Here is a 7326-nt window from a genome sequence, read left to right as displayed (position 1 = left end):
GTACCGGCGCCTGTGCGGCCTACGTGGGCAACGCCTTCTATCCGCTGGGCAACGTTGCCGCGGATGCCGCCACGGCCACCGGCGAACGCCGCCGCTATGTGTTGTCCGACGGCAGCCAACTGCTGCTGGACGCCCGCAGCCGGGTCAACCTGGACTTCACCCCCGCTTACCGCCAGGTCCGGCTGCTGGATGGCGCCGTGACGGTGTCGGTGGCTCCGGACGCGCGCCGCCCCTTCCTGGTCCAGACGGCCGAAGGCACGGTCCGCGCCCTGGGCACCCGCTACATGGTGCGCCAGCAAGCCCAGCGCACCCTGGTGGTGGTGCATGAGCACGAGGTCGAAGTCGAGACCATGTCCGGCGCCCACGGCACCGTCCGGGCGGGCACAGGTGCCCGCTTCGACGCGGCCCGCATGGACACCCCGCGCGCCGAACTCATGGCCGAGGCCGCCTGGGAAGCGGGTTGGGTCGAAGCACGGGGCCGTCCCCTGGCCGAAGTGATCGCGGCGCTGCGCCCCTACCGCAGCGGCACCCTGCGCGTTTCCATGGCCGCTGGCGGGCTGCCGGTGTCTGGCCACTTCCCGCTGGACGACACCGACGCCGCGCTGGACACGCTGCGCGACATCATGCCTATCCACGTCCGCCGCTTCACTCCTTGGTTTGTCTCCATCAACGTCGCTACCTGACAACGCCGCGCTCGGCGTTCCGCTCTCGAGGGCGGCTTCGTTGTATACTAGTTACGGTGTTTTTATCCAGTAGGCGCCACGGATTTTCCTCAAGGCTTTGCATGAGGACCATCCGCAAGGGCTCTCCAGCCCGGGGAATTTTTCCCGCAGCGCCCCCGCCCGGTTGACGGGCGCTCCCTCGGTCGATCAGACATTAAAAGCTTGCAATCCCGCAGGGACTTGCTACAATGTTCGACTTTGCCGAATTCAACTTATATAGCAACATGGCCAATACCGCCCAAGCCCGCAAGCGCGCTCGCCAATCCGTTGAGCGCAACAAGCACAATTCCAGCCTGCGCTCGATGCTGCGCACCGCCATCAAGCGCGTTCGCCAATCCATCGCCGCTGGCGACAAGGCTGCGGCTGGCGAAGTGTTCCAGAAGGCCTCCAGCGTGATCGATCGCGTGGCCGACAAGAACATCATCCACAAGAACAAGGCCGCTCGCCACAAGAGCCGCCTGGCTGCCGCCATCAAGGCGCTGGCCTAAGCCATTCTGCCGCCCTGTTTTCAGGGCGTCACGAATACGGCAAATGAAAAAGGATGCCTCTGGGCATCCTTTTTTGCGTTCCTGGCCGCCGCAACGCAACTATCCCATTCCGGCAATCTCCGACTGACGCCGCTACAGTTGCGCCGCAATCCGCCCGGCAAAGAAATCGATGAATGCGCGCACCCGGGCGACCTCTGCCGAGCGCGGCGCCCATAGCAGCGAAACGCTGCCGCGGCTATCCGTGCAGTCCTCGAGCACCGGCGTGAGCCGCCCCGCCTCCACATCGTCCTTTACCAGGTAGTTCGGTACCTGCACGATCCCCAGTCCGCTGATCGCCGCGGAAGCCAGGGCCTCGCCATCGTTCAATATGCCGGAAGGTTTAAGCGGCTTGTCCGACTGCGCGCCCTTGAACGCCCAGGTTTCCGGCCTGCCGGTGGTCGGAAACCGGTAATAGATACAGCAGTGTCCGCTGAGATCCGCCGGCGTCCGCGGTGTGCCGCGCTGCGCCAGGTACGTAGGCGAGGCGCAAGTCGTGAACCCATGCGGGCCGATCCGGCGGGCCTGCAGCCCGGAATCCGCCAGTTCGCCCAGGCGCAGCACGAGGTCGTAGCCGTCCTCGATTACGTCGACGATCAGGTCGTCGAGGCTGATATCGACCAGGACCTCGGGGAAGCTCAGGTGAAATTCGCTGAGCGCCGGCAACACGATCCGGCGGCCCATGACGGTGGGAACACTGATCTTGAGACGGCCGCGGGGCGCATTCTGGACCAGGTGCAGTTCCCGTTCCGCCTCCTGGAGGTCCTTCAGGATCTTGGCGACATGACGGTAGAGGACCTCGCCCTCGCCGGTCGGGCCCAGCGAGCGGGTGGTGCGATGCAACAGCCGCACGCCCAATCTGAGCTCGAGCCTTTCGACCGCCTTGCCCGCCGCGGAAGCGGACAGGCCCAGCTTGCGCCCGGCTGCGGCAAAACTGCCGGATTCCACCGTGGCCGCGAAAGCGACCAACCCACTGAACGATTCTATCGAGAAGATTCCGGACATAGGTTCGCGAGTCTAGAGACGGCCACCCATCTTCTGTCTGAGACGGTACGGATGAATGATGCACCCAAATGAACGACTGATGAAGCGGCCGCAACGGCCTGATCCGATCGGTCTTCCCTGCGTTCATTCAAACCGCCAATGCTGACACAAGCTGGAATTTTTTGGTCGAGGCCGCTATGAAAATAGGACTGCGTCACCCTCCGGGATCTGAAAAATCAGAACATAAGAACGCCGCGTTCGACGTCATCGTGGTTGGAGGCGGTTCGGCCGGCGCCGTGCTGGCCAGCCGCCTGAGCGAAGACGCGTCGCGCCGCGTACTGCTGCTCGAAGCCGGCCGGGCCTACCCGCCCCACGCCTATCCCGATGCCGTCCGCGCCCAGAACATCATCGGCGGCGATGCCGGGCATGACTGGGGGTATTCGTCCCTGCCTGGCTGGGGCGGAAAATCGTTCCCGCTCCCGCGGGGCAAGGTGCTGGGCGGCTCCTCGGCCGTGAATGCCGGCGTCTGGATGCGGGCGCCCGCCGCAGACTTCGAACGCTGGACCCGTGCCGGCCTGCCGCATTGGTCCATCACCGACGTGCTGCCGTTCTTTCGCGGCAGCGAATGGACCGCCTCGGGCGCCGACCAATGCCATGGCCGCTCTGGTCCGGAACCGGTGCACCAGCTGCAGGACGACGAAATCTCCGACATGCAGCGCGCATTCCTGGCCTCGGCGCAGATGGCTGGCCATCCCAGGGTCGAGGATTTCAACGGCGATGCGCCGTTCGGCGTCGGCCCCTATCCCATGAACAACCGCATGGGACAGCGGCTGAATACGGGCATGACCTATCTCTCGGACGCTGTGCGCGCGCGCCCCAATCTGACAATCCGCAGCGAAACGCTGGCGGACCGCATCGAGATCGAAGGCGGCCGGGCACAGGCCGTGATCCTGGCCGATGGCGAGCGGATCGCGGCCGGCGAGATCGTGCTGTCTGCCGGCACATACGGATCGGCCGCCATCCTGCTGCGCTCCGGCATCGGGCCGGCGGCCGGCCTCGAGGCATTGGGTATCCCCGTCGTGGCCGATCTTCCCGTCGGCCAACGCCTGCAGGAGCACCCCTTCTTCTTCACGATCTGGGCCGCGCATCCCGAACTACTGGGCCTGCCCATTCCGCCGGTCGGCGCCATCTTGTGGACGCAATCATCCCAAGCCGGACCGGGCGACGGCGACCTGCAGGTCAGCGCCGTGCACTATGGCGATCCCGCGGACTCCCCCACCGGCGCCATCTTCATGCTGGCCCTGGCGCTGACCCGCCCCACCTCCACCGGCACGCTCAAGCTGCTGGACCGCGATGCCCGCACAGCGCCGCTCATCGACCTCAACATCCTCGGGACGGCGCGCGACCGGGAACTGATGGTCGAGGGCATCCAACTGATCCGCCAGATGGCGAGCCAAGGTCCGCTGTCCGAGATCATCGCGCAGGAACTCGTGCCCGGCCCGGACGCGGCCGACGCCGCGGCGCTGGAAGCGGCCCTGCCCAAGGCGCTCGATATCTACCATCACCCCACCTCGACCGCGCCCATGGGCGGCGACAGCGATCCGGCCGCGGTCACGGACTACCAAGGCCGCGTCCGCGGCATCGCCGACCTGCGGGTCGCGGACGCATCCAGCTTCCCTGATGTGCCCTCGGTCGCCACCAACCCCACGGTGGTCATGCTGGCCGAGCGCGTCAGCCACTGGATCAGGAATACGGAGGCCAAATCGTGAACAACACCGCAAGCATCGCCTGGACCTGCAAGGCCTACAACTGGATCGGCGGCGTCCAGCGCTCCGAAGGTCCTTTGAAGGAATCGATCGACCCCGCCACCTACAACGTCATCGGCCACTATCCCGACAACGGCCTGATGGCAGCGAGATCGGCCGTCGCCGCGGCCGCGCGGGCCTTCCGCGCAAGCTCTTGGGCGCACGACCACGAACTGCGCGCCCGCGTGCTGGAGCAAGTGGCGCGCGCCTTCGAACGCAACCGCGAGCGGCTGCTGGACATCCTTGCGCTCGAAAACGGCAAGATCAAGGGCGAAGCCGGTTTCGAGCTCGACATGATTCCCAGCAAGCTGCGCTACGCGGCCGCCGCGGCCCTGCTCGAAAGCGGCCGGGCGCTCACGCCCAGGCCTGGCCGCATCTCCATGATCCTGCGCCAGCCCATGGGCGTGGCGGGTGTGATCGCGCCGTGGAATTCGCCGGCGGTGCTGACCATACGGTCGCTGGCGCCAGCGCTGGCGGCGGGATGCACCGCGGTCATCAAGCTGCCCGGCCAGGTGGCGCAAACCGCCAGCTTCATGGCCGAAATCATGGCCGAAGCCGAGGACCTGCCGGACGGCGTGATCAACCTGTTCTTCGAAAGCGGGTCCGAGGGCTCCGCCTATCTCGTGGACTCGCCCGAGGTTCCCGTCATCAGCTTCACCGGGTCCACCCGCACGGGCCGCGCGATCAGCGGCGCCGGCGCCAGGCACTTGAAGCGCTTCGGCATGGAACTGGGCGGCAAGACGCCCATGATTCTGTTCGATGACGCGGACGTGCACGGCGCACTGCCCGTGCTGGAAAAAGCGCTCACTGTCTTCAGCGGCCAGTTCTGCATGACCGGCGCCCGCTTGCTGGTGCAGAACGGCATCTATGCAGCAGTACGGGACGGACTCGCCAACCGGCTGCGCAAGGTCAAGGTCGGCCCGGCAGCCGATCCTGCCAGCGACATGGGGCCCTTGATCGACCGCGCCAATGTCGAACGCGTCGACCATGCGGTCGACCTTGCGATCGCGGCCGGCGCCAGCGTCATCGAGCGCGGCGGACCCGTGACTACGGGCCCTTTGGCCAGCGGCGCCTTCTACCGCCCCACCTTGCTGGAAGTGTCCGACAACAGTCTCGCCATCGTCCAGCAAGAAACCTTCGGCCCTGTGCTGACGATCCAGCGTTTTGCCGACGAAACCGAAGCCATACGCCTGGCCAACGACAGCGAATACGGCTTGGCCGCCAGCGTCTGGACCCGCGACGTCGACCGGTCGCTGCGCGTCGCCCAGGCCATCGACGCGGGCTCGGTGTGGATCAACGACTGGGCCAAGGTCTACGACAACACCGAGGAAGGCGGCTTCAAACAGTCCGGACTCGGACGCCTGAACGGCCTGGCCGCGCTGGAGGACTTCATCGAATACAAGCACATCGCGCTCAAACCTGGCCTCGGGTAACGCCGGCGAGCCAGAACATCCATTAGAAAAAAGGAGACTCCCATGCCGGATTCCATCGCCGCAAAGTTGATCGACGCGCTCCATGCGGGCGCGGACGTCCCGCCAGGCTGTCGCGTCAATCACGCGCGCGGACTGCTTGTGGAAGGCAGGTTCCTCGGCGTGCCCCTGGCCGCGCAATTCAGCGCTTCGCCCATGTTCGACGGCGCGGAGCTGCCGCTCATCGCCCGGTTCTCGGACGCCGGCCCCGACCCGAGGATTCGCCAGGACAGCCCGCAAGCCGAACCGCGCGGCCTGGCCGTGCGCATCGGGCAGGATTCCCCGTTGGTGCTCGTCGGCCACTCGCTCGAAGGCTTCCCCGCGCAAGACCCGCAAGCGTTTCTTGCCTTCATACAGGCATTGAACACACAGCACGCAGTCCCCGGATCGCTGCAAGCCCACCTGGCGGCCCATCCCCCGGCGCAACGCTTCGACCAACTGCGGCACGACGCCCTGCCCACGGGCTATGCCTCGCGCAGCTATCACATGCTTCATGCCTATCGCCTGACGGCCGCGGATGGCCAGACGCGAACCGGCAGGTTGACGATCCGGGGCAGGAACGCCGACGGGGCACACAAGGCCCTGGCCGGCCGGAACTGTATGAACGAGGCCCTGCGCCATGCAATGGAGGCGGGCCCGGTGGCGCTGGAACTAGCATTCACCCCGGCGCCGGAACAAGGCGCGACGGACGACCTGTCCACGGCCTGGCCCGGACACGGCAGCTCGATGCTCCTGGGATACCTGATGCTGGAGCGCATCGCGCCAGATCAGGACGCGCAACGCGTCCTGGTGTTCGACCCTTCCATCCTGCCTGCCGGCATCGAGTTCGCGGGCGACCCGCTGCTGAAGGCCCGCTTGCAGGCCTACCGGCTGGCGGCAGAGCGGCGACTGCGCGGCGTTCCCTGATCCAGGCCTGACGCCAGGCGGTTCCGGGCCGCTTCTGCCGCCTCGCGCAATGACGCCATCAGCGCGCCCACCAGCGGATTGCCTGGCCGATGCTCCGGAAACACCACGCTGACCCGGAACGGAAACGAGCGCGTCAAGGGACGGATATGCAGCCCCCGGCCGACGAAATCCAGCGCCGTCAGCGGGTTCACGATGGCCAGACCAAGGCCTTGGCGCACGAAGGTGCAGACGGACACGGCGGTCGTCGTCTCGACGATGGAGCGCCGCAACACGCCGGCTTCGGCAAAGGCTTCATCGATCTGGATCCGGTAGGGATCGCTGGAGGACAGGCTGACGAACGCATGGCCTGCGAAATCAGCCAGTTCCATGTGCTGTTTGCCCAGCAGCGCATGGCCGTCGGGCAGCACGCATACCTCGTCCACCTGCAGCAGCAGTTCCACCCGCGTGCCGGCCGGCGCCGCGTCATGCTCGGTCAGGCCCAGGTCATAGCGCTGGGCGCTCAGCCATTCCTCCAGGAAGGGCGATTCCTGCGTCTCGACCGCCAGGCTGACCCCGGAATGCCGTTCATGGAAGCGCCGGAACGCGTCCGGCAAGATCGAATGGGAAAAAACCGGCAAGGCGATCACCGACAACTGGCCGCCCTGGTAGGCCCGCAGGCGGGCGGCGGCCGAGGCCACCCGCTCCAGGCCGGCATAGGACTGGCGCACCTCGTCGAACAACGCCAGGCCCGGCATGGTGGGCCGCAGCCGCCCCGCCACCCGGTCGAACAGCGTGAAGCCTATGCCCTGCTCCATGCGCGCCAGCTCCCGGCTCACGGTCGGCTGGGACGAGCCCAGCAGTTCGGCCGCCTTGGTCACGCTGCCCGCGATCATGACCGCGCGGAAGACTTCGATTTGCCGGTGCGTCAGCATGGCCG

General features: G+C 66.7%; 7 protein-coding genes. 5 read left to right on the top strand and 2 right to left on the bottom strand.

What is annotated here, in order from left to right; translation table 11 throughout:
* The coding region (locus tag IPU70_RS31370) for a FecR family protein (protein WP_207473455.1) at window positions 1-683 on the top strand (683 nt) is incomplete at its 5' end.
* Between the two features lie 263 nt (window positions 684-946).
* Window positions 947-1210, top strand: a complete 264-nt coding sequence (gene rpsT / locus IPU70_RS31365) for a 30S ribosomal protein S20 (RefSeq protein ID WP_006396042.1) — start codon at window positions 947-949, stop codon at window positions 1208-1210.
* 132 nt (window positions 1211-1342) lie between these two features.
* On the opposite strand, the gene IPU70_RS31360 is transcribed toward rpsT, so the two are convergent.
* Complete coding sequence (locus IPU70_RS31360; RefSeq protein WP_207473453.1) at window positions 1343-2251, bottom strand: LysR family transcriptional regulator; 909 nt, start codon at window positions 2249-2251, stop codon at window positions 1343-1345.
* 176 nt (window positions 2252-2427) lie between these two features.
* On the opposite strand from IPU70_RS31360, the gene IPU70_RS31355 reads away from it, so the two are divergent.
* From IPU70_RS31355 to IPU70_RS31345, 3 genes are read left to right on the top strand one after another with little or no spacing between them, the layout of a single operon-like run.
* Window positions 2428-3999: a GMC family oxidoreductase gene (locus IPU70_RS31355; protein ID WP_207473450.1), complete on the top strand. Its 1572-nt coding sequence runs from the start codon at window positions 2428-2430 to the stop codon at window positions 3997-3999.
* Window positions 3996-5468, top strand: coding sequence for an aldehyde dehydrogenase family protein (locus tag IPU70_RS31350; protein ID WP_207473448.1), 1473 nt, complete (start codon window positions 3996-3998; stop codon window positions 5466-5468). Before IPU70_RS31355 ends, IPU70_RS31350 begins: the two co-directional genes overlap by 4 nt.
* Window positions 5469-5510: 42 nt before the next feature.
* Window positions 5511-6410 (top strand): hypothetical protein, encoded by a 900-nt coding sequence (locus IPU70_RS31345; RefSeq protein WP_207473446.1) that lies wholly within the window; start codon window positions 5511-5513, stop codon window positions 6408-6410.
* On the opposite strand, the gene IPU70_RS31340 is transcribed toward IPU70_RS31345, so the two are convergent.
* Window positions 6368-7321 (bottom strand): LysR family transcriptional regulator, encoded by a 954-nt coding sequence (locus IPU70_RS31340; RefSeq protein WP_207473445.1) that lies wholly within the window; start codon window positions 7319-7321, stop codon window positions 6368-6370. The genes IPU70_RS31345 and IPU70_RS31340 overlap by 43 nt on opposite strands.
* Window positions 7322-7326 lie beyond the last annotated feature (5 nt).

Source organism: Achromobacter sp. SD115 (assembly GCF_017355315.1).
Lineage (GTDB): Bacteria > Pseudomonadota > Gammaproteobacteria > Burkholderiales > Burkholderiaceae_B > Achromobacter > Achromobacter xylosoxidans_B.
The sequence above is the reverse complement of the archived record's forward strand: the minus strand, read 5'-3'. Positions and strand labels throughout refer to the sequence as shown.